Origin of the sequence: Acidovorax sp. JG5, assembly GCF_017939685.1 — a bacterium.
Taxonomy (GTDB): Bacteria; Pseudomonadota; Gammaproteobacteria; order Burkholderiales; family Burkholderiaceae_C; genus Acidovorax.
This window is the reverse complement of sequence record NZ_JAGKSE010000004.1, coordinates 230,063-249,305: the sequence shown is the minus strand read 5'-3', so window position 1 is coordinate 249,305 and position 19,243 is coordinate 230,063. Positions and strand designations below refer to the sequence as shown.

The window sequence follows — 19,243 nt, the reverse complement described above, 5'->3', positions numbered from 1 at the left end:
CTATTGAATAAATAGCTGTATGCGCTTTTGTAGCAAGCGCTGCAGCCGTATTTGTGCATTTTTTTAAGGGCCGGGTGCAGCGCTTTGCCGTGAATGCGGCAACGCAGGTGTCAGACCACCAGCTGGTGGCGGTGTGGATTGGCTGAAAGCCGTTGACCGTTCAAAACCTGCCGTCCACAGCCACAGTGCCACCGCACCCGCCACCACGGGGGGGCGCCGCACGCACCGGGATGCCGGAGTGCGTGCCAGCGCGGCGCAGGGGCTGTGACAAGGTGGCCAACGCATGTACCATCCAGCACAAATCCTGCCGGTGCGTAAAATTGTAAAGATCTGTTCGCTGCCTTGCTTGTGCGTTTCTCTGCCACTTCCCGTCTGATCCTGCTGGCCGTGCTGCTGTCCTTGGGCATTGGCGGCCTGTTTGCCCGCAGCATCTGGACGCTGCGCGAGGAGGCGTGGCACCATGCCGAGCGCACCAGCGTCAATCTGGTGCGCACGCTGGACCAAAACATAGCCCGCACGATGGAGTCTGTTGACCTGTCAATGCAGAGGGTGGTGGAAGGCGTCACCGATCCGTACGTGATGGCCCTGCCGGTCGAAATGCGCCAACGCGCGCTGTTCGACAATTCGTTGCGTGTGCAGGGTATTGGCTCCCTTTTGGTGTTGGACCGGGCCGGCAACGTGGTGATCGACTCCGAGTTTCTGGAGCCCCGCAAGGCCAACTTTGCCGATCGAGACTACGTCAAGGTGTTTGATAGCGGCGCCCACACAGGTCTGTATGTGGGCGCGCCGGTGCGTGCGCGCCTGACCGGCCGGTACAGCCTGCCCCTGAGCCGCGCCTACTATGGGCCCGATGGCCAGCTGGCCGGTGTGGTGGTGGGCACCTTGCGGCTGGCGCATTTCCAAAGCCTGTTCGAAGCCTTGAACCTCGGGCCCGGTGGCAGCCTGAACCTGTTTCGCTCCGATGGCATTGTGATTGCGCGTTTTCCCTTCAGCGAAGACGTGCGGGGCCGCAGCCTGGCGGGCACGGCCAATATCCGCGCCTTTCAGTCGGCCCGCAGCGGCGTTTTTACCGGCCGTTCCGCGATTGACAATGTTGAGCGCCTTTATGCGTTCCGGCATGTGGGCGACTATCCCCTGATGGTGAATGTGGCCCAGTCGGTGGATGACATCCTGGCCGGCTGGTACCGCAGCGCCTGGATTCTGGGTGGTTTTGCCCTGCTGCTGATGGCGGCCTGTGTGGGGCTGGCGGGGCTGTTTGCGCGCGAGTTGCGCCGCCGCCAGCAGATCAGTGCCAGGCTGGAACAGGCCGAGCGCGACCTGCGCACCATCCTGAACAATCTGCCCTCCATGATTGGTTACTGGGATCGCGACCTGTGCAACCGTTTTGCCAACCATGCCTATCTGGACTGGTTTGGCCAGGCGCCCGGCCAAATCCGCGGCAGGCACATCCGCGAGCTGCTGGGCGACGAGCTCTACGAAAAGAACCGGCCTTATCTGGAGCAGGCGCTGCAGGGGCACGAGCAGCTTTTCGAGCGCACCATCGTCGACCCCGCCGGGGTGGAGCGCTACGCCATCGCCTCGTATGTGCCCGACTTTGACGGCGATGAGGTGCGCGGCATTTTCGTGCAGGTCACCGACATCACCGAGCGCAAGCGCATGGAAGAGGCGCTGTTCGAGGAAAAGGAGCGCATGCGCCTGACGCTCAGGTCCATTGGCGATGCCGTGGTCTGCACCGATGCGCAGGGCCTGGTCACCTACCTGAACCCAGTGGCCCAGCGCCTGACGGGCTGGCAGGGGTTTGATGCCGCAGGGCGCAATGTGGATGAGGTGGTGCACCTGCTGGTCCCGGACGATCAGGCGCCCCAGCCCAGCCCGCTGCGCCTGGCGCTGCAGCAGAAAAAGCCCGTGGAGCCCACGCGCGGCGTGGTGCTGCACCGCACCAGCGGCCAGCGCTTTGACGTGGAAGAATCGGCCAGCCCCATCACCGACCGCCACGGCCAGATCACCGGGGCCGTGGCCGTGCTGCGCGACGTGACCGACGCCGTGGCCATGGCCGAGCACATGGCGCACCTGGCGCAGTACGACGCGCTCACCGACCTGCCCAACCGCGTGCTGCTGCAAGACCGGGCCCGCCAGGCGCTGGCACATGCCCGGCGCGATGGCAACTCGGTGGCCGTGATGTACATCGATCTGGATGGCTTCAAGCAAGTCAATGACACCCGGGGCCACGACGTGGGCGACGAGTTGCTGGTGCAGTTGGCCCAGCGCCTCACGGGTGCCGTGCGCGCGTCCGACACGGTGTGCCGCCAGGGCGGCGACGAATTCGTGGTGCTGCTGCCGGGCATCGACGCCGCCGAGCAGGCCTGCCAGGTGGCGTGCAAGATCATGGCCGCATGCAGCGCCCCTTATCAGCTCAGCAGCCACGTGCTGTCCGTGGATCTGAGCGGCGGCATCGCCCTGTTTCCCGAGCATGGCCAGGACTTCGAAGCGCTGTCGCGCCATGCCGACGCGGCCATGTATGCCGCCAAACATGCGGGCCGGCGGCAGTTTCGCCTGTATGCCGGGGCAGATGCCGAGTCCGTGCGCGTGGCCCTCGAAGGCGATCGGGCCTCAGCTTGCTCCTGAATGAATAGCTGCCTGCGCTTGCTGTATAAGCGCTTCGGCGCTATTTCGTTGAAATTTTGTGGCGAGGCGCCGTGCCCTTGGCTGTGGAGCGCGAAATTTGCTGCAGGGTGGCGAAAATAATTTTGATGGCCCTGGCGTGTGCCGCCGCCTACCATTCAATGCCAATTCCCTTTTATCCGGAGTGCCCGCGTGCCCAATCTGTCCAAAGTCACTTGCATTGAAGACCTGCGTGTTGTTGCCCAGCGCCGCGTGCCGCGCATGTTCTATGACTATGCCGATTCAGGTTCGTACACCGAGGGCACCTACCGCGCCAACACGGCCGATTTCCAGGGCATCCAACTGCGCCAGCGCGTGGCCGTGAACATGGAGGGCCGCAGCACTCGCACCACCATGGTGGGCCAGGACGTGGCCATGCCCGTGGCCATTGCGCCCACCGGCCTCACGGGCATGCAGCATGCCGACGGCGAGATCCTGGGCGCGCGTGCGGCCAAGGCGTTTGGCATTCCGTTCACGCTCTCCACCATGAGCATCTGCTCCATCGAAGACGTGGCCCGGCACACCGGCAACCACCCGTTCTGGTTCCAGGTGTACGTGATGCGCGACCGCGACTACATCGAGCGCCTGATCGACCGTGCCAAGGCCGCCAACTGTTCGGCGCTGCAGCTCACGCTCGATCTGCAGATCCTCGGCCAGCGCCACAAGGACATCAAGAATGGCCTCTCGTCGCCGCCCAAGCCCACGCTCGCCAACCTCATCAACCTGGCCACCAAGCCGCACTGGTGCCTGGGCATGCTGGGCACCAGGCGCCGCACCTTCGGCAACATCGTCGGCCATGCCAAGGGCGTGGGCGACATGTCGTCGCTGGCATCGTGGACGGCCGAGCAGTTCGATCCGCAGCTCAACTGGGGCGACGTGGAGTGGATCAAGAAGCGCTGGGGCGGCAAGCTGATTCTGAAGGGCATCATGGACGCCGAAGACGCGCGCCTGGCGGCCAACAGCGGCGCCGACGCGCTCATCGTCAGCAACCACGGCGGCCGCCAGCTCGATGGCGCGCCCTCGTCGATTACCGCGCTGCCCGCCATTGCCGCAGCTGCAGGCAAGGACATCGAGGTGTGGATGGATGGCGGCATTCGCAGCGGCCAGGACGTGCTCAAGGCCCGCGCCCTGGGCGCGCGCGGCACGCTGATCGGCCGCAGCTTTCTGTATGGCCTGGGCGCCTATGGCGAGGCGGGTGTGACCCGGGCGCTGGAGATCATCCAGAAAGAGCTGGACATCACCATGGCCTTCTGCGGCCGCACCCACATCGACCAGGTGGACCGCAGCATCCTGCTGCCGGGCACCTATCCGCTCGCCTGACAGGGTTTGCAATCAGGCTGAGAAAAGCAGAAGGCGAAGGCAACGCGGGTTGGCGGGGCCGCGCAAAATAGCGGCTGTGACCGAAGCTGCTCCTGCTTTTTCTGCCCCGGCAACCGCACCTGCCGCGGATCGCCCCGCACGGCTGCGCCGCATTGCGCACCTTGACATGGATGCGTTCTTTGCATCGGTCGAGTTGCTGCGCTATCCGCAGCTCCAGGGGCTGCCCGTGGTGATTGGTGGCGGGCGGCGCAGGGTGGACGATCTGCTGCTGCAAAGCCCCGATGGCACCGGCCCGCGCGAGCCGTGCTTCATTCCCGTGGCCGATTTCCCCTTGCTCAAGGACTATGTGGGCCGGGGCGTCATCACCACCGCCACCTATGCCGCGCGGCAGTTTGGCGTGGGTTCGGCCATGGGCATGATGAAGGCTGCCCGGCTGTGCCCCCAGGCCATCGTGCTGCCGGTGGATTTTGACGAGGTGCGCAAATACTCGCGCCTGTTCAAGCGCACCATCACCGACATTGCGCCGGTGATGCAGGACCGGGGCGTGGACGAGGTCTATATCGATTTCACCGACGTGCCCGGCGGCCAGCGCGAGGGCGGTCGCGTGCTGGCGCGCCTCATCCAGAAAAGCATCTTCGACGCCACGGGCCTGACCTGCTCGATCGGCGTGGCGCCCAACCGCCTGCTGGCCAAGATGGCCAGCGAGTTCAACAAGCCCAATGGCATCTCCATCGTTTACGCGGAAGATCTGCAGACCACCATCTGGCCGCTCAATGTGCGCAAGATCAACGGCATCGGCCCCAAGGCGGGCGAAAAGCTGGCCTTGCTGGGCGTGCACACCATTGGCGAGCTGGCGGAGCAAGACCCGCAGTGGCTGATGGGTCACTTTGGCAAATCGACCGGCGCCTGGATGCACCGCGTGGCCTGGGGCCAGGACGACAGCCCCGTGGTGACCGAGAGCGAACCCGTGAGCATGAGCCGCGAAACCACGTTCGAGCGCGACCTGCACGCCGTGCGCGACAAGGCCGAACTCTCGCGCATCTTCACCGACCTGTGCCAGCGCGTGGCCGAGGATCTGCAGCGCAAGGGCTATGTGGGCAAGACCATTGGCATCAAGCTGCGCTATGACGATTTCAGGACCGCCACGCGCGACCACACCTTGCCCGCGCCCACGCAGGACGCGGCCACCATCCGCCACACGGCGGGGCTGTGCCTCAAGCGCGTGCCCCTGGACAGGCGCTTGCGCCTGCTGGGCGTGCGGGTGGGGGCGCTGGTGCGCCTGTCCGAGCACCTGCTTTCGGGGGGCGAACCCGTTTGCGCAGCCACCCGCCAGGCACGCCACCCCGACCCGCACACCGCGCCGCTGTTTTGACGCTGCGCTGGGACGGCGTATTTGTGTTGATTTGTGACAAAATGATTAGAATCAAAGGTTTTCCTGCCGTTTTCCGGCTGGGACAGCACAAGGACCCCAGCGTATGCGTGTGAATTTGCCGGTAACCCAGCACGAGTATGAATTTCCCGACGACAGCATGCTGGTGTCGTCCACCGACACCAAGGGCATCATCTTGCATGGCAACCCTGCCTTCATCGATGCCAGCGGCTACAGCCACGACGAACTGATAGGCCAGCCGCACAACCTGATCCGCCACCCCGACATGCCACCCCAGGCGTTCAAGGACATGTGGTCCACCGTCGGGCGCGGCCACACCTGGACCGGGCTGGTGAAGAACCGCCGCAAGGACGGCGGTTTCTACTGGGTGCGGGCCAATGTCACTCCCATCATGGAACAGGGCAAGCCGCGCGGCTACCTGTCGGTGCGCACCAGGCCGGGCCGTGCCGAGGTGCAGCAGGCCGAAGCCCTGTATGCCCAACTGCGCAGCGACCAGGCGGCGCAGCGCGAGACCGTCCGTTTGCAGCACGGCCGGGTGGTTTATCCCGGCATGCGCGGTGCGCTGCAGCGGCTGCAGCAAATGTCGGCCACGCAGACCTTGGCGCTGATGCTGCTGGGCGTGGTGCTGGTGGGCATGCTGCCGCACTGGCTGGGCTGGCAGGGCGCCTTGGGCTGGGGCGCGCAGCTGGCGCTGCTGCTGGCGGGCGTTGGCGGTGTGCTGGCGTGGTTTCATGGCCGCATCGTGGGCGGCATGCGCGCGGTCGAGCGGTTTGCCGGCGACATTGCCGGCTGCAACCTGGCCGCCACGCTGGACAACGGGCAGTGCGCGCCGTCGCTGGCGCCCCTGGTGCGTGGCTTGGAGCAGATCCAGGTCAACCTGCGTGCCGTGGTGGGCGATGTGCGCACCGAGATTGCAGGCTTTTTGCGGTCGGCCGAAGAAATCGCCCAGGGCGGGCACGATCTTTACCAGCGCACCGAGGCGCAGGCCGCCAACCTGCAGGAAACCGCCGCCGCAATGGAGGAACTGTCCAGCACCGTGCGGCAAACCGCCGACACATCCGGCGCGGTGGCCAAGGACAGCACCCACAGCGCCGCAGTGGCGCGCGCTGGCGGCGCGGCGGTGCAGCAGGTGGGCCAGGCCATGCATGCCATCGAGCAGTCGTCGCGCAAGGTGGGCGAGATTGTCTCGGTGATCGAGGGCATTGCCTTTCAAACCAATCTGCTGGCGCTCAACGCCGCCGTGGAAGCGGCCCGCGCCGGCGAGCAGGGGCGGGGCTTTGCCGTGGTGGCCGGTGAGGTGCGCGCCCTGGCGCAGCGCAGCGCGGGCGCGGCCAAGGAGATCCGGGCGCTGATCGGCACCTCGGTGTCGCAGGTGGCTGATGGCTCGCGCCAGATGGACCAGGCGGGCCAGACGATTGCCGACGTGGTGTCGTCGGTGTCCCGCGTGAGCGACCTGGTGCGCGAGATCAGCCAGGCCACGGCCGAACAGTCGATCGGCATCGGCCAGGTGAACGAGGCTGTCACGCAACTGGAAACCGTGACGCAGCAGAACGCAGCGCTGGTCGAGGAAACGGCCGCTTCAGCCCAGGCGCTCAAGGGTAACGCGGTGTCCTTGTCGCGCTCGGTAGAGGTGTTTCGCCTGCGGTGATGCCGTGCCAGCGCGGCACGCCGGGCGCTTTTACTGCCGTGCCGTGCGCGTGTTGGCGGGCAGCTGCTGGGGGTGGCTGGTGCGCAGCGGGTTGATGTCAAGCCCGCCGCGGCGGGTGTAGCGCGCATACACCGTGAGCTTGATGGGGCGGCAGCGCGTCCACACGTCCATGAAGATGCGCTCCACGCATTGCTCGTGGAATTCGTTGTGGTTGCGAAAGCTCACGATGTATTGCAGCAGCCCTTCCTGGTCGATCTGCGGGCCGCTGTAGGCAATCTGCACGCTGCCCCAGTCGGGCTGGCCCGTGACCAGGCAGTTGCTCTTGAGCAGGTTGCTGGTCAGCACCTCGGACACGGGCGCTTCGCCAAACGCGGCGGTCAGCAGCTCGGGCGCGGGCTGGTAGCGCGTGCATTCCACGTCCAGCCGGTCCAGGCTCAGGCCGTCGAGTTCGTGCACCGGCTCGCGGTCAAACAGCTCGGGCAGCAGCAGTTTCACGCCCACGGTGGCGGGGTGTTCGGCACCGCGCCACACGGCCTCGCTGATGTCGGCGCGGATGCGCGCCTGCACCTCGGCGGCGTCGGCAAAGCGTGTGTTGTTGAAACTGTTGAGGTAGAGCTTGAACGACTTGCTCTCGACAATGTTGGGCGTCTCACACGGCACGGTGATGTGCGCCAGCGCCACCTGCGGCTTGCCGCGTGCATTCAGCCACGACAGCTCGAACGCCGTCCACAGGTCGGCCCCGAAGAAGGGGGCCGCGCCGGTGATGCCGATCTCGGCCCGCTTGCCCGCGCGGGGGATGGGGAACAGCAGCGCGGCATCGTACTGGTCGGCATACGCCGATGCCTTGCCCAGCTGCGATTGTTCTGGCGTGGTCATGGTGTGTCCTTTTACTATTGAATTAATAGCTGCTTGCGCTTATGGGATAAGCGCTAGAGCCTGTTTTCATATAAATTCGCGCTCGCGCAGCCATTTGGTAGCGATCCACTTGTCGCCCGCGATCACCGGCGCGCCGCCATGCAGCGTGCGGGTGGACGGGTCGGGGCTCGCATAGCTGAAGAACACGGCGTTGCCGCGCTGCGGTGCCACTTCGATTTGTGTTTCCGGAAAGATGGTGCCGCCGCCTTTTTCGGGCGTGTTGAGATACATCACCAGCGTGCCAACGCGCTGCCCGCCGCGCTGCAGGATGCTGGGCGTGCCAGGCTCGGCAGGGTCGAAATAGTCGTAATGCGGCTTGTATTCGGCGCCGGGGCGGTAGTGCAGCACCTGCAGCCCCTCGCCGTTTTCGATGGGCCAGTTCAGCAGGCGGGCAATGCGTTCTTCGATGCGCTGGATCAGCGGGCTCTCGCCGCGCTGAAAGAACATGCCGTCGCTGGTGCGGTCGTCGTTGATTTCTTCACCACCCGTTTGCGTGGCCACCGTGAGCGAGCGCGCCATGCGGGCACCCGCTGCGGCGATCAGGGCATCGCATTCCTCGGGCGACAGCAGGTTGCCCAACACCACCATGCGCGGCCGGTCCATGGCCAGCAGCACGTTCACGGTGCGGTCGCCGCAGTCCAGCTGGGCGGGGGACGCATCGAGCCGTGGCTCGGGCACCGGCACGGCGGCCGGCTGGCGCTGCGGCACAGCCCTTTCGTCGAGATGATCCTGCAGCGTGATGTGCAGCGCATCGGCCGCCAACTGTGCATCCCAGCCCGCGTCGCGCATGGATTGCAGCACCACGGTTTTTGTGAAGCCGGCCTGGGCCTGCTCGATGAGCCAGCGGCGCAGCTCGGGCGTGATGGTCTGGCGCGCGGCGCTGCTGTGCTGGGTGCTTGCAGTGGTGTTGTCCGCAGGCGGGTCAGAGCGCGATGCCATGGCAGTCCTTCAACGTGGGCGGGGTGTTTTTCGGCTTTACGCTGTGGGTGTTTTGCGCCGGAAAACCAGGCGCTCGGGCTCGGAGGATGCCGGGGCAAAGGCGTAGCCTTCCAGATCAAAGGCTTCGAGCTGGTGGGGCGTGGCAATGCGGTGGGTGATGGCGTAGCGCGCCATCAGCCCGCGCGCGCGCTTGGCGTGAAAGCTGATGATCTTGTAGGCGCCGCCTTTCCAGTCCTCGAACACGCATTCAATGACGCGCGCCTTGAGGGCTTTGCAGTCCACCGCCTTGAAATATTCCTGCGACGCCAGGTTGACCACCACCGGCGTGGTGTCGGCGCGCAGGCAGGTGTTGAGGTGCTCGGCAATCTGGCGGCCCCAGAACTGGTAAAGGTTGCTGCCCGCAGCGGTGGCCAGGCGCGTGCCCATCTCCAGGCGGTAGGGCTGCATGCGGTCGAGCGGACGCAAGACGCCGTACAGGCCGCTAAGGATGGCCAGGTGCTGCTGCGCCCACTGCAGATCGTCGCCGGAAAGCGTCTGCGCCTGCAGGCCTTCGTACACGTCGCCGTTGAAGGCCAGCACGGCCTGGCGCGAATTGGCGGCGGTGAACTGGGGTTGCCAGACCTGGTAGCGCGCCACGTTCAGGGCGGCGAGCTTGTCGCTCAGGCCCATCAGCGAGGCGATGTCCTGGGGGGATTTGTCGCGCAGCACCTCGATCAGCTGCGTGGACTGCGGCACGAACTGCGGCAGGGTGTGCGGCAACCCCTCGGGCAGGGGCGTTTCGTAGTCGAGTGATTTGGCGGGAGACAGCAGGAACAGCATGGTGAGGGCGTGGTGGTCCGGGGATCTCAAAGGGCAATGACGAAGGGTAATTCAGTCCGCAAGACGGGAGCGGTCAGTGCCCCAAGAAGCCCCAATGAAAGAAGGCGGCCTGGGCCGCCTTCTTGGTTGCTGCATCAGGCAGCAGGGGGCTGCTCAAACGGCAGCGTCATGGCCGACAGGTCGCGGCGGGTTTCCACCAGCACCAGCGGGCCTTCGTCCAGCACCACGGCGGGCGGACGCTCGCGCGGCACGCGGATGGGTTGCGGCTCGGCGGCGATCGCGGCCTGCACGGCGGCGATTTTCTCTGCATCCGAATTCACCCATTGCAGGCCCGACGCAGCAGCCACTTGCTGCAAGTCATCCAGCGGCAGCGTGAAGCCCTGGACGCGGGGCATGCCCTGTGCGGCAGGCGCTGCGGCAGGTGCCGGTGCCGCCACGGGTGCGGCCTTTGGAGCCACAGCCACGGGCGCAGCGGCCACGGGTGCCGGTGCTGCAACTGGCGCAGGCGCAGGGGCCGTGGCTTGCACCACGGTTTCGGCGTGGGCCTGCTCGGGTGCCGGTGTGGGCGCCGCGACCGGGGTGGCTGCGGGCACGGGAGCCGGGGCAGGTGCAGAGGTAGATGCCGTGGGGGCCGCGTTGAAGTAGCTGCGGCGTGCGGGCTCTTCCTGGCCATCGGCCACTGGCGCGGCCACCGGGGCCGTGGCGTCGAACTCCATCATCGTGGGTGCGGCGGGTTCCACTGCGCCGCGGGGGGCGCGTTCACCGCGCTCGCGCCGGTCGCGGCCATAACGGTCGCGTGAACGGCGCTCACGGCGCTCATCGCTGGCCGGCGCGGTGTCGTTGACGGTCAGGTCCAGGTCGGGCAGCGATGCCAGCGGGGCTGTGTCCGCAAAGTCGGCGGCGGGGGCGCCGGTGTCTTGCGGGGCTTCTGCTGCGCGCGGTGGGCGTTCGCCGCGCTCTGGGCGCTCGCCACGTTCACGGCGACCCTGGCCTTCGCCGCGGTCACGGCGGGGGCCGCGTTCGCTGCGCGGCTGGGCGCCAGCCGCCTCGGCACCATGGCCGTTCGGGCCGACCACTTGCGCCTGGATGGCGGTCTGGGCGGCGGCGTTGTCGGTGTCGGCGCCGGCAGCGTTGTTGCGGGGCTCGGCATCGCGGCGGCTACGGCCGCTTTCGCGGCCTTCGCGGCCGTTGCGGCCTTCGCCTTCGCCACGGGGCGCACGGCCTTCGCCATCGCGCGGGGTGCGGCCTTCCGCGTCACGCGGTGCCCGGCTTTCGCCGTCGCGTGGGGCACGGCCTTCGGTCGGGCGCTCGCCACGGCGGCCACGGCCTTCGCCGGTGCCTTCGCGGTTGGCATCACGGGCGCCGCCTTCGCGGTTGCCGTCGCGGCCGGCGCTGCGTTCACCGCGCTCACCACGGCGGCCACGGCCTTCGCCATTGCGGCCATCGCGGCGGGGTTCACCGCGCGTGCCGGCTTCGGCGGGCGCTGCGGCAGGTGCGGGGGCGGCAGCCGGCGCGGATGCCGGCGTGTCACCCCAGCCAAACAGGCGCTTGAGCCAGCCGAAGAAACCTGGTTCCTGCGGCGCGGCCGGGGCACGGGGTGCTGCAGGAGCTGCCGGTGCGGCGGCTTGCGCAGGGGCCGCAGCCGCAGGGCGCTGGCCCGCGCGCGGTGGGCGTGCAGCGCCTTCGGGGCGCGGTTCGGCGATGGGCGCGGGTGCATCGGGCAGCACACCCTTGATCACCGGCGTTTGCTTGTTGGTGGGCTCTTGCGAGCGGCGCGTCACGGCCGTGGGGTCTTCCACTTCCTCGGCGAGCTTGTAGCTGGCTTCGATGTGATCGAGGCGCGGGTCGTCGTGCTTGAGGCGTTCCAGGCGGTAGTTGGGGGTTTCCAGCGTCTTGTTGGGCACCATCAGCACGGCCACGCGCTGCTTGAGTTCGATCTTGGCGATTTCGGTGCGCTTTTCGTTGAGCAGGAAACTGGCCACTTCCACCGGCACCTGGCAGTGCACAGCGGCCGTGTTGTCCTTCATCGATTCTTCCTGAATGATGCGCAGGATCTGCAGGGCCGACGATTCGGTGTCGCGGATGTGGCCCGAGCCGCCGCAGCGGGGGCAGGGGATGGACGAGCCTTCGCTCAAGGCGGGCTTGAGGCGCTGGCGGCTCATTTCCATGAGACCGAACTTGCTGATGGTGCCGAACTGCACGCGGGCGCGGTCCTGGCGCAGCGCGTCGCGCAGGCGGTTTTCCACTTCGCGGCGGTTCTTGCTCTCATCCATGTCGATGAAGTCGATCACGATCAGGCCGCCCAGGTCGCGCAGGCGCATCTGGCGGGCCACCTCGTCGGCGGCTTCCAGGTTCGTGCGCGTGGCGGTTTCCTCGATGTCGCCGCCCTTGATGGCGCGGGCCGAGTTCACGTCCACGCTCACCAGCGCTTCGGTGTGGTCGATCACGATGGCGCCGCCCGAGGGCAGCTGCACGGTGCGGGCGTAGGCCGATTCGATCTGGTGCTCGATCTGGAAGCGGCTGAACAGGGCAGCGTCGTCGCGGTAGCGCTTGACGCGGGCGGCATGCTCGGGCATGACGTGCGCCATGAACTGCTGCGCCTGTTCGTAAATGTCGTCGGTATCGATGAGGATGTCACCGATGTCGTTGTTGAAGTAGTCGCGGATCGCGCGGATCACCAGGCTCGATTCCTGGTAGATCAGGAAGGCGCCCTTGCCACCCTTGGCGGCGCCGTCGATGGCGTTCCACAATTTCAGCAGGTAGTTCAGGTCCCACTGCAGCTCGGGCGCGCTGCGGCCGATGCCGGCCGTGCGCGCGATGATGGACATGCCGTTGGGGTATTCGAGCTGGTCCATCGCCTCCTTGAGCTCGGCACGGTCCTCGCCCTCGATGCGGCGCGAAACGCCACCGCCACGCGGGTTGTTGGGCATCAGCACCACATAGCGGCCGGCCAGCGAGACGAAGGTGGTCAGGGCCGCGCCCTTGTTGCCGCGTTCTTCCTTTTCGACCTGGACCAGCAACTCCTGGCCTTCCTTGATCACTTCATTGATGCGCGCCTGGCTGGGCGAGACACCGGGGGCGAAGTAGCTGCGCGAGATTTCCTTGAACGGCAGGAAGCCGTGGCGGTCTTCGCCGTAATCCACAAAACAGGCTTCCAGCGAGGGCTCGACGCGCGTGACGACGGCCTTGTAGATATTGCCCTTGCGCTGTTCGCGCCCTTCGATTTCGATTTCGTAGTCGAGGAGCTTTTGTCCGTCGACGATGGCCAGGCGGCGTTCTTCGGGCTGCGTGGCGTTGATGAGCATCCGCTTCATGATGCGATTCCTTTGCGTGTTTTGCGGTGGGCAGCGGCGCAGCCCACCTAACCAACAGGGGAGGGCTGCGCGGGCTGCCACCCGCCGTTCCAAACCAATACAACAAGCTCTACAGGAGCTGTGAATGCCTGGACTGACGCATCGAAACGAAGGGAATTGCCGGAGATGCCAAAAACCTGCGGCGCACTAGCGCAGCAGGTAAAGGCCGGGGCGCGTGGAAGGGGGCGAGTGAGAGTGGCGCAGTTTTGCTACCAAAAGGGTAGCTGGTTGCGCTTGCTGAGTGGACGCTGGGGCCGAATTGGAGCATGCAGCCGGGGGCATCAGCCACCGCCACAAGGTCACCATCCAATTCATCAACAACCACATGCTCGCTTCGATCCGCTGGCAGACTGCGCCCGGGTGGGGCGAATCTGCCAGCTTGGGGGATTCCGTATCAGTGTTTCAATTTGTCAGCCCGCCGCACGTCGCACAGGCCATTGCAGGCATCTGGCCTGCAATCTGCATGTACGACGCCCGCTGGCATCGACCTGCCTGCGCCAATGCAAGGGCTGTGTGGACTAAACTCCAGACAAATCAACCACTTACATCACAACGCGCAGGTGAAACACATTATAGGGGCCAAACCGCCATCCGACCGTCTCCCGGTCGCTTCCGCTCCCGCAGCGCGCCTGGTGGAGGTCGACGAAGACTCCGCCGGCCAGCGCCTGGACAACTTTTTGATACGCCAGCTCAAGGGCGTGCCCAAAACCCATGTCTATCGCATCATCCGCAGCGGCGAGGTGCGCATCAACAAAGGCCGGGTCAACGCAGACACCCGTGTGGCGGCGGGCGATGTGGTGCGCCTGCCTCCCGTGCGCATTTCCGACAAGGTGGCCGAGAAGGCCGAACGGCCCGCACCAGCGCGCGAATTTCCCATCCTGCTCGAAGACGAGCACCTGATCGCCCTGGACAAACCCGCTGGCGTGGCGGTGCACGGTGGCAGCGGGGTGAGCTTTGGCGTGATCGAGCAACTGCGCCAGGCGCGGCCGCAGGCCCGGTTCCTGGAACTCGTGCACCGGCTGGACCGCGAAACCTCGGGCATCCTGCTGGTGGCCAAGAAGCGGTCGGCGCTCACGCACTTGCAAGACCAGTTCCGTGAACGCGAAACCGGCAAAACCTATCTGGCGCTGGTGACGGGCGCCTGGCCCGCCAACAAGAAGGTGATCGACCTGCCGCTGCACAAATACCTGCAGGCGGGGCCGGAAGGCACCGCCGGTGCTGGCGAGCGCCGCGTGCGCGTGACCACCGCCGACGACCCGGACGGCATGCGCTCCATCACGCTGGTCAAGGTGCGGCAGTTGCTGCCCGCGCGTGCGGCGCAAGGCCTGCCCGCCATGAGCCTGTTGGAGGTGACCATCAAGACCGGCCGCACGCACCAGATCCGTGTGCACCTGGCCAGCCAGGGCCACCCCATCGTGGGGGACGACAAATATGGCGACTTCGATCTCAACAAACGCCTGCAGAAGCTGGGGATGCGGCGCATGTTCCTGCATGCCTGGCGGTTACAGTTCACGCACCCGGCCAGCGGCGAACGCGTGCAACTGAACGCTGAACTGCCGCCGGAGCTTGTCGATTTCATTCCAACCGCCTGATTGCCCCATGCGCCCCACCGCCCGCCCGCGCCGCTTTGACCTGATCGCCTTTGACTGGGACGGCACCCTGTTCGACTCCACGGCCATCATCGTGCGCAGCATCCAGGAGGCGGTGCGCGACGTGGGCGGCACCGTGCCCACCGACCAGGCCGCCGCCTATGTGATCGGCATGGCGCTCACCCAGGCGCTGGCCCATGCGGCGCCCGATGTGCCGCCTGAAAAATACCCCGAGCTGAACAACCGCTACCGTTTCCACTATTTGCAGCACCAGGATGACCTGAGCCTGTTTGCCGGCGTGCTGCCCCTGCTGGCCGACCTGCGGGCGCAAGGCCACCTGCTGGCCGTGGCCACCGGCAAAAGCCGCCGGGGCCTGGACGAGGCGCTGCACTCGGTGCAGCTCAAGGGCGTTTTCGACAGCTCCCGCACCGCCGACGAAACCGCTGGCAAACCCCATCCGCTGATGCTGCAGGAACTGATGGCCGAATTGGATGTGGCGCCCGAGCGCCTGCTCATGGTTGGCGACACCACCCACGACCTGCAGATGGCGCTGTCGGCCGGTTGTGCCAGCGTGGGCGTGAGCTACGGCGCCCATGAACCTGAGGCCTTTGAAGCGCTGAACCCCTTGCATGTGGCCCATTCGGTGCGCGATTTGCACGACTGGCTGCTGTCCCATGCCTGATTGGCGCGCCCTTGCATCGCTGGTGCCTGTTCGCCCATGACCACCACCGATTCCATCGCCATTGCGCTGTGCCGCAGCGCCGATCTGCAGGAGCGCCACCTGGCCGTGCCCTTTGACGTGGTGTATGCCGGGCAGACCTGCCGGGCCTTTGCCATCCGCTTCGAGGGGCAGCCCCACGCCTTTCTGAACCGGTGTACCCATGTGGCCATGGAGATGGACTACCAGCCCGACCGCTTTTTTGACGACACCGGCCAGTGGCTGCTGTGCGCCACCCACGGCGCGGCCTACCGGCCCGACACCGGCGCCTGCGCGGGCGGCCCCTGCCGTGGCGGGTTGGTGAAAATTGCCCTGTCCGAAGTGGACGGGGTGGTGCACTGGCATACTGCCTACAACCTGCAACCTGTTGAGTTCTGACCCATGACCGACCCCACCCGCACCGAGCCCACGGGTTCTGGGAAAAATCCACCGCAAGCGCCCGATCTGTGGGCGCAGCAAGCTACAAATTCGGGAGCAAAAGTGAGCGATTCATCGCGTGAACCCGGTTGGGAGCGCGCCACGCTGGAAAAGCTGGCGTTCTCGGTCCTCAATGAGCAGCGCAGTGCCCGCCGCTGGAAGATCTTCTTTCGCCTGACCTGGCTGCTGGTGGCACTGCTGGTGGCCTGGGCGGCCCTGTACCAGAACACCAGCGGCACCAGCAAAACGGCGCCGCACACCGCAGTGGTGGACATCAAGGGCGAAATCGCCTCCGGCGCCGAAGCCAGCGCCGAGCTGGTGGTGGCGGCCATGCGCAGCGCCCTGGAGGACGAAGGCTCGCAGGCGCTGGTGCTGCTGATCAACTCCCCCGGCGGCAGCCCGGTGCAGGCCGGCATCATCAATGACGAAATCGTGCGCCTGAAGGCCAAGCACAACAAGCCCGTGTATGCGGTGGTGGAAGAGACCTGCGCCTCGGCCGCCTATTACATTGCCGCGGCGGCCGACGAAATCTTTGTGGACAAGGCCAGCATCGTGGGCAGCATTGGCGTGCTGATGGATGGTTTCGGCTTCACGGGCACCATGGAAAAACTGGGCGTGGAGCGCCGCCTGCTCACCGCCGGCGAGAACAAGGGCTTTCTTGACCCCTTCAGCCCACAGACGGAAAAACAGCGCGAATACGCCCTGACCATGCTCGATCAGATCCACCAGCAGTTCATTGGCGTGGTGAAGGCCGGGCGGGGCGACCGCTTGAAGCCCACGCCAGAAACCTTCAGCGGCCTGTTCTGGACGGGCCAGCAGGCCATCGAGATGGGCCTGGCCGACAAACTGGGCAGCCTCGACTTTGTGGCGCGCGAAGTGGTCAAGGCCGAAGACATCATCGACTACACGCGCCGCGAAAACGTGGCCGAACGCCTGGCCAAGCGTTTCGGCGCGGCGATGGGCGTGGGTGCGGCCAAGGCCCTGGCGGCCAGCGCAGCTCCGCAATTGCGTTGAATTTGCAGCCCCGGGGTTCTGGGCGGCAGATTCGATGGAATATTGAAGAAATTAGCCGATAGCGCTTATGCAGCAAGCGCTGATAGCTATCAATTAAATAGCTAAAACAGGGTTGCAACGCCTATCGGCCAAACGCAAACACCACCGGCGTGCGGTTGTCCGTGGGCACCGCCTGCTGGCGCCACTGGCGCACCAGCTGGCTGCGAATCTGCACCTGGGGCAAGGTCAGCCCCCCCGCCAATGCCAGCCGCGTGTGGGGCTGCAGCGTCTGCACCAGGGCCTGCCACAGCGCTGCGTTGCGGTAGGGCGTTTCAATAAAGAGCTGGGTTTGCCCTGTCTTGAGCGCCAGCGATTCCAGCTCGCGGATGCGCTGGGTGCGCTCCTGCGCGTCTTGCGGCAGGTAGCCGGTGAATGCGAAGTTCTGGCCGTTGAGGCCGCTGGCGGCCAGCGCCAGCAGCAGCGAGACGGGGCCCACCAGCGGCACCACCGGAATGCCCAGGTCGTGCGCCGCGCGCACCACGGACGAGCCCGGGTCGGCCACGGCGGGCATGCCGGCTTCGCTGATCAGGCCCATGTCGTGCCCCAACAGGGCGGCGGCCAGCAGCGGGCGGGCGTCGAATGGGGCCGATCCCTTGTCGCCGTGGTCGCCTTTCTTGTGCACCTCGCGTGGTAGCTCGGTGATGGTTTGTTGCTGCAGCGATGCGGCCAGCGGGTGCAGGGGCTCGATGCGCTTGAGGTAGGCGCGCGTGCTCTTGGCGTTCTCGCAGATCCAGTGCGACAGGCGGGCGGCCGTTTTCAATGTGCCGTCGGGCAGTGCGTCCTGCAGCGGCACCTGGGTGTCGCAGCCAAAGTCGAGCGGCGCGGGCACCAGGTACAGCGTGCCGTTGACGGCGGTGTTGCCGGGCGCGTCCAGCGGGGTGGCGGGGCGTGTGCTCATGGCAAAACCATCCCGGCGGCGCGCAGCATGCGGCAGGTGCGGATCAGCGGCAGGCCAATCAGGGCGGTGGGGTCGTCGCTGTGGATGGCATCGAGCAGTGCAATGCCCAGGCCTTCGCTTTTGGCGCTGCCCGCGCAATCGTAGGGTTCTTCGGCGCGCAGATAGCGTTCGATTTCTTCGTCGGTCAGCATGCGAAAGCGCACCTCGACCGGCGCCAGATCCACCTGCTCGAACCCCGTGGCGGCACAGACCACCGCCACCGCCGTCTGAAAGACCACGGTCTGGCCGCGCATCTGGCGCAACTGGACCACCGCGCGCTCGTGCGTGCCGGGCTTGCCCAGTGGCTGGCCGCCCAGGTCGGCCACCTGGTCCGAACCGATCACCACCGCTTGTGGGTGCTGGCGGGCCACAGCGTGGGCCTTGGCCAGGGCCAGGCGCAGGGCCAGGGCGCGGGGCGTTTCTGCCGCGAGCGGGGTTTCGTCAACCTCTGGGGCTGCCACCGCGAAAGGCAGGTTCAGCCGCGACAGCAGTTCGTGGCGGTAACGCGAAGTGGAGCCCAATACCAGGGGGCGTTGCGGGTGGGAAGATGGATGCATCGGCCGATTCTCTTACACTGCCGCCATGACCAAGGAATTCTCCCCCGATCGGCTCGACGTCAAGGCTTTTGCGCAGGCGGGCGGGCAGCTGTCCGGGCATGACTCGCTGCTGAAATACGAGCGCTTGTCCCAGGAGGCCAAGAGCCTGCATCCCGATCTGCGCGTGGACTGGACGGCCACGGGTGAAGTACGCACTGCGCTGGGCGGCATTGGGCAGGTGTGGCTGCATGTGCAAGCGCAGGCCACCTTTCCCATGGAATGCCAGCGCTGCCTGACACCGGTGGATGTGCCGTTGGCCGTGGAGCGGTCTTTCCGTTTTGTGGCCGATGAGGCCACTGCCGAGGCCCTGGACGACGAGAGCGAGGAAGACCTGCTGGCACTGAGCCGTGAGTTTGATCTGCGCGAGCTGATCGAAGATGAACTGTTGATGGCGCTGCCCGTGGTGCCCCGCCACGACGAATGCCCTACCGCCGTGCCGCTGGCCTCCAGCGACGATGATTTCGAGGCCGCCAGTGCCGAAAAACCCAACCCCTTTGCTGCGCTGGCCAGCCTGCGCAAAGAAGAAAAAGGACAGTAATTGGCGTTTGGGATATAATCGAGGGCTTCACGCGAATCCCCTCGTGTCTTTAATGGGCTGATCGCGTTTTTACCAACCCTATTCAAGACCAGGAGCCATCATGGCCGTTCAGCAAAACAAAAAGTCCCCTTCCAAGCGCGGCATGCACCGCTCGCACAATGCCCTGAACGTGCCGGGCATTGCCGTGGAACCCACCACCGGTGAAACGCACCTGCGTCATCACATCAGCCCCAACGGCTTCTACCGTGGCCGCCAGGTGCTGAAGAACAAGTCTGAAGTCTGACTTTAGCCCTCCCTGCAAGGCCCGTTGCTACTATTACTGTAGCGCGGGCCTTTGTTTTGACCGTCGT

General features: G+C 66.0%; 16 protein-coding genes. 10 read left to right on the top strand and 6 right to left on the bottom strand.

All coding sequences use genetic code 11. The features are described 5' to 3' along the window. Positions 1–348: 348 nt before the first annotated feature. From J8G26_RS07010 to J8G26_RS06995, 4 genes are all read left to right on the top strand, one after another. Positions 349–2,625, top strand: a complete 2,277-nt coding sequence (locus J8G26_RS07010; RefSeq protein WP_210568386.1) for a diguanylate cyclase — start codon at positions 349–351, stop codon at positions 2,623–2,625. A 189-nt stretch (positions 2,626–2,814) separates the two neighbouring features. After that, a complete protein-coding gene (locus J8G26_RS07005) occupies positions 2,815–3,981 on the top strand; it encodes an alpha-hydroxy acid oxidase (protein WP_349238308.1) in 1,167 nt (388 codons plus the stop codon). A 166-nt stretch (positions 3,982–4,147) separates the two neighbouring features. Continuing rightward, entirely contained in the window at positions 4,148–5,353 is a 1,206-nt protein-coding gene (locus tag J8G26_RS07000; protein WP_210568484.1) for a DNA polymerase IV, read from the top strand. Between the two features lie 103 nt (positions 5,354–5,456). Beyond that, positions 5,457–7,019, top strand: a complete 1,563-nt coding sequence (locus tag J8G26_RS06995; protein ID WP_210568385.1) for a PAS domain-containing methyl-accepting chemotaxis protein — start codon at positions 5,457–5,459, stop codon at positions 7,017–7,019. A gap of 30 nt (positions 7,020–7,049) precedes the next feature. On the opposite strand, the gene queF is transcribed toward J8G26_RS06995, so the two are convergent. From queF to J8G26_RS06975, 4 genes are all read right to left on the bottom strand, one after another. Next, the gene (queF, locus tag J8G26_RS06990) at positions 7,050–7,895 is read right to left on the bottom strand and encodes an NADPH-dependent 7-cyano-7-deazaguanine reductase QueF (RefSeq protein WP_210568384.1); all 846 of its coding nucleotides are present in this window, start codon (positions 7,893–7,895) and stop codon (positions 7,050–7,052) included. Between the two features lie 66 nt (positions 7,896–7,961). Further along, entirely contained in the window at positions 7,962–8,873 is a 912-nt protein-coding gene (locus tag J8G26_RS06985) for a 2OG-Fe(II) oxygenase (protein ID WP_210568383.1), read from the bottom strand. A gap of 36 nt (positions 8,874–8,909) precedes the next feature. After that, the gene (gene yaaA, locus J8G26_RS06980; protein WP_087744300.1) at positions 8,910–9,692 is read right to left on the bottom strand and encodes a peroxide stress protein YaaA; all 783 of its coding nucleotides are present in this window, start codon (positions 9,690–9,692) and stop codon (positions 8,910–8,912) included. Between the two features lie 134 nt (positions 9,693–9,826). After that, a complete protein-coding gene (locus J8G26_RS06975; protein WP_087744301.1) occupies positions 9,827–13,006 on the bottom strand; it encodes an Rne/Rng family ribonuclease in 3,180 nt (1,059 codons plus the stop codon). Positions 13,007–13,605: 599 nt separating this feature from the next. Here J8G26_RS06975 and J8G26_RS06970 point away from each other — a divergent pair. Genes J8G26_RS06970 through J8G26_RS06955 form a run of 4 tightly spaced genes read left to right on the top strand, consistent with a single transcriptional unit; the run spans position 13,606 to position 16,783 of the window. Continuing rightward, positions 13,606–14,637 (top strand): RluA family pseudouridine synthase, encoded by a 1,032-nt coding sequence (locus tag J8G26_RS06970; protein ID WP_087744303.1) that lies wholly within the window; start codon positions 13,606–13,608, stop codon positions 14,635–14,637. Between the two features lie 7 nt (positions 14,638–14,644). Further along, positions 14,645–15,316 (top strand): HAD-IA family hydrolase, encoded by a 672-nt coding sequence (locus J8G26_RS06965; protein WP_087744305.1) that lies wholly within the window; start codon positions 14,645–14,647, stop codon positions 15,314–15,316. A gap of 36 nt (positions 15,317–15,352) precedes the next feature. Further along, positions 15,353–15,730 (top strand): Rieske 2Fe-2S domain-containing protein, encoded by a 378-nt coding sequence (locus J8G26_RS06960; protein ID WP_210568382.1) that lies wholly within the window; start codon positions 15,353–15,355, stop codon positions 15,728–15,730. 3 nt (positions 15,731–15,733) lie between these two features. Then, positions 15,734–16,783, top strand: a complete 1,050-nt coding sequence (locus tag J8G26_RS06955) for a S49 family peptidase (protein WP_087744309.1) — start codon at positions 15,734–15,736, stop codon at positions 16,781–16,783. Positions 16,784–16,904: 121 nt separating this feature from the next. On the opposite strand, the gene J8G26_RS06950 is transcribed toward J8G26_RS06955, so the two are convergent. Together J8G26_RS06950 and J8G26_RS06945 are read right to left on the bottom strand one after the other, a co-directional pair. Beyond that, positions 16,905–17,720 (bottom strand): SAM-dependent methyltransferase, encoded by an 816-nt coding sequence (locus tag J8G26_RS06950; protein WP_087744311.1) that lies wholly within the window; start codon positions 17,718–17,720, stop codon positions 16,905–16,907. Beyond that, on the bottom strand, positions 17,717–18,316 hold the full coding sequence (locus J8G26_RS06945) for a Maf family nucleotide pyrophosphatase (RefSeq protein WP_087744314.1): 600 nt from the start codon (positions 18,314–18,316) through the stop codon (positions 17,717–17,719). The genes J8G26_RS06950 and J8G26_RS06945 overlap by 4 nt, the downstream gene beginning before the upstream one ends. A gap of 25 nt (positions 18,317–18,341) precedes the next feature. On the opposite strand from J8G26_RS06945, the gene J8G26_RS06940 reads away from it, so the two are divergent. Both J8G26_RS06940 and rpmF read left to right on the top strand, forming a co-directional pair. Beyond that, positions 18,342–18,893: a YceD family protein gene (locus J8G26_RS06940; protein WP_210568381.1), complete on the top strand. Its 552-nt coding sequence runs from the start codon at positions 18,342–18,344 to the stop codon at positions 18,891–18,893. A gap of 100 nt (positions 18,894–18,993) precedes the next feature. Further along, positions 18,994–19,176, top strand: a complete 183-nt coding sequence (gene rpmF / locus J8G26_RS06935) for a 50S ribosomal protein L32 (protein WP_210568380.1) — start codon at positions 18,994–18,996, stop codon at positions 19,174–19,176. Positions 19,177–19,243: the final 67 nt, after the last annotated feature.

What these genes read in the sequence shown, in the direction of transcription:
- J8G26_RS07000 (WP_210568484.1), top strand. Translation starts at nt 4,148, where the DNA reads ATGGATGCGTTCTTTGCATCGGTCGAGTTGCTGCGCTATCCGCAGCTC.
- J8G26_RS06995 (WP_210568385.1), top strand. Translation starts at nt 5,457, where the DNA reads ATGCGTGTGAATTTGCCGGTAACCCAGCACGAGTATGAATTTCCCGAC.
- queF (WP_210568384.1), bottom strand. Translation starts at nt 7,895, where the DNA reads ATGACCACGCCAGAACAATCGCAGCTGGGCAAGGCATCGGCGTATGCC.
- J8G26_RS06985 (WP_210568383.1), bottom strand. Translation starts at nt 8,873, where the DNA reads ATGGCATCGCGCTCTGACCCGCCTGCGGACAACACCACTGCAAGCACC.
- yaaA (WP_087744300.1), bottom strand. Translation starts at nt 9,692, where the DNA reads ATGCTGTTCCTGCTGTCTCCCGCCAAATCACTCGACTACGAAACGCCC.
- J8G26_RS06975 (WP_087744301.1), bottom strand. Translation starts at nt 13,006, where the DNA reads ATGAAGCGGATGCTCATCAACGCCACGCAGCCCGAAGAACGCCGCCTG.
- J8G26_RS06965 (WP_087744305.1), top strand. Translation starts at nt 14,645, where the DNA reads ATGCGCCCCACCGCCCGCCCGCGCCGCTTTGACCTGATCGCCTTTGAC.
- J8G26_RS06960 (WP_210568382.1), top strand. Translation starts at nt 15,353, where the DNA reads ATGACCACCACCGATTCCATCGCCATTGCGCTGTGCCGCAGCGCCGAT.
- J8G26_RS06955 (WP_087744309.1), top strand. Translation starts at nt 15,734, where the DNA reads ATGACCGACCCCACCCGCACCGAGCCCACGGGTTCTGGGAAAAATCCA.
- J8G26_RS06950 (WP_087744311.1), bottom strand. Translation starts at nt 17,720, where the DNA reads ATGAGCACACGCCCCGCCACCCCGCTGGACGCGCCCGGCAACACCGCC.
- J8G26_RS06945 (WP_087744314.1), bottom strand. Translation starts at nt 18,316, where the DNA reads ATGCATCCATCTTCCCACCCGCAACGCCCCCTGGTATTGGGCTCCACT.
- J8G26_RS06940 (WP_210568381.1), top strand. Translation starts at nt 18,342, where the DNA reads ATGACCAAGGAATTCTCCCCCGATCGGCTCGACGTCAAGGCTTTTGCG.
- rpmF (WP_210568380.1), top strand. Translation starts at nt 18,994, where the DNA reads ATGGCCGTTCAGCAAAACAAAAAGTCCCCTTCCAAGCGCGGCATGCAC.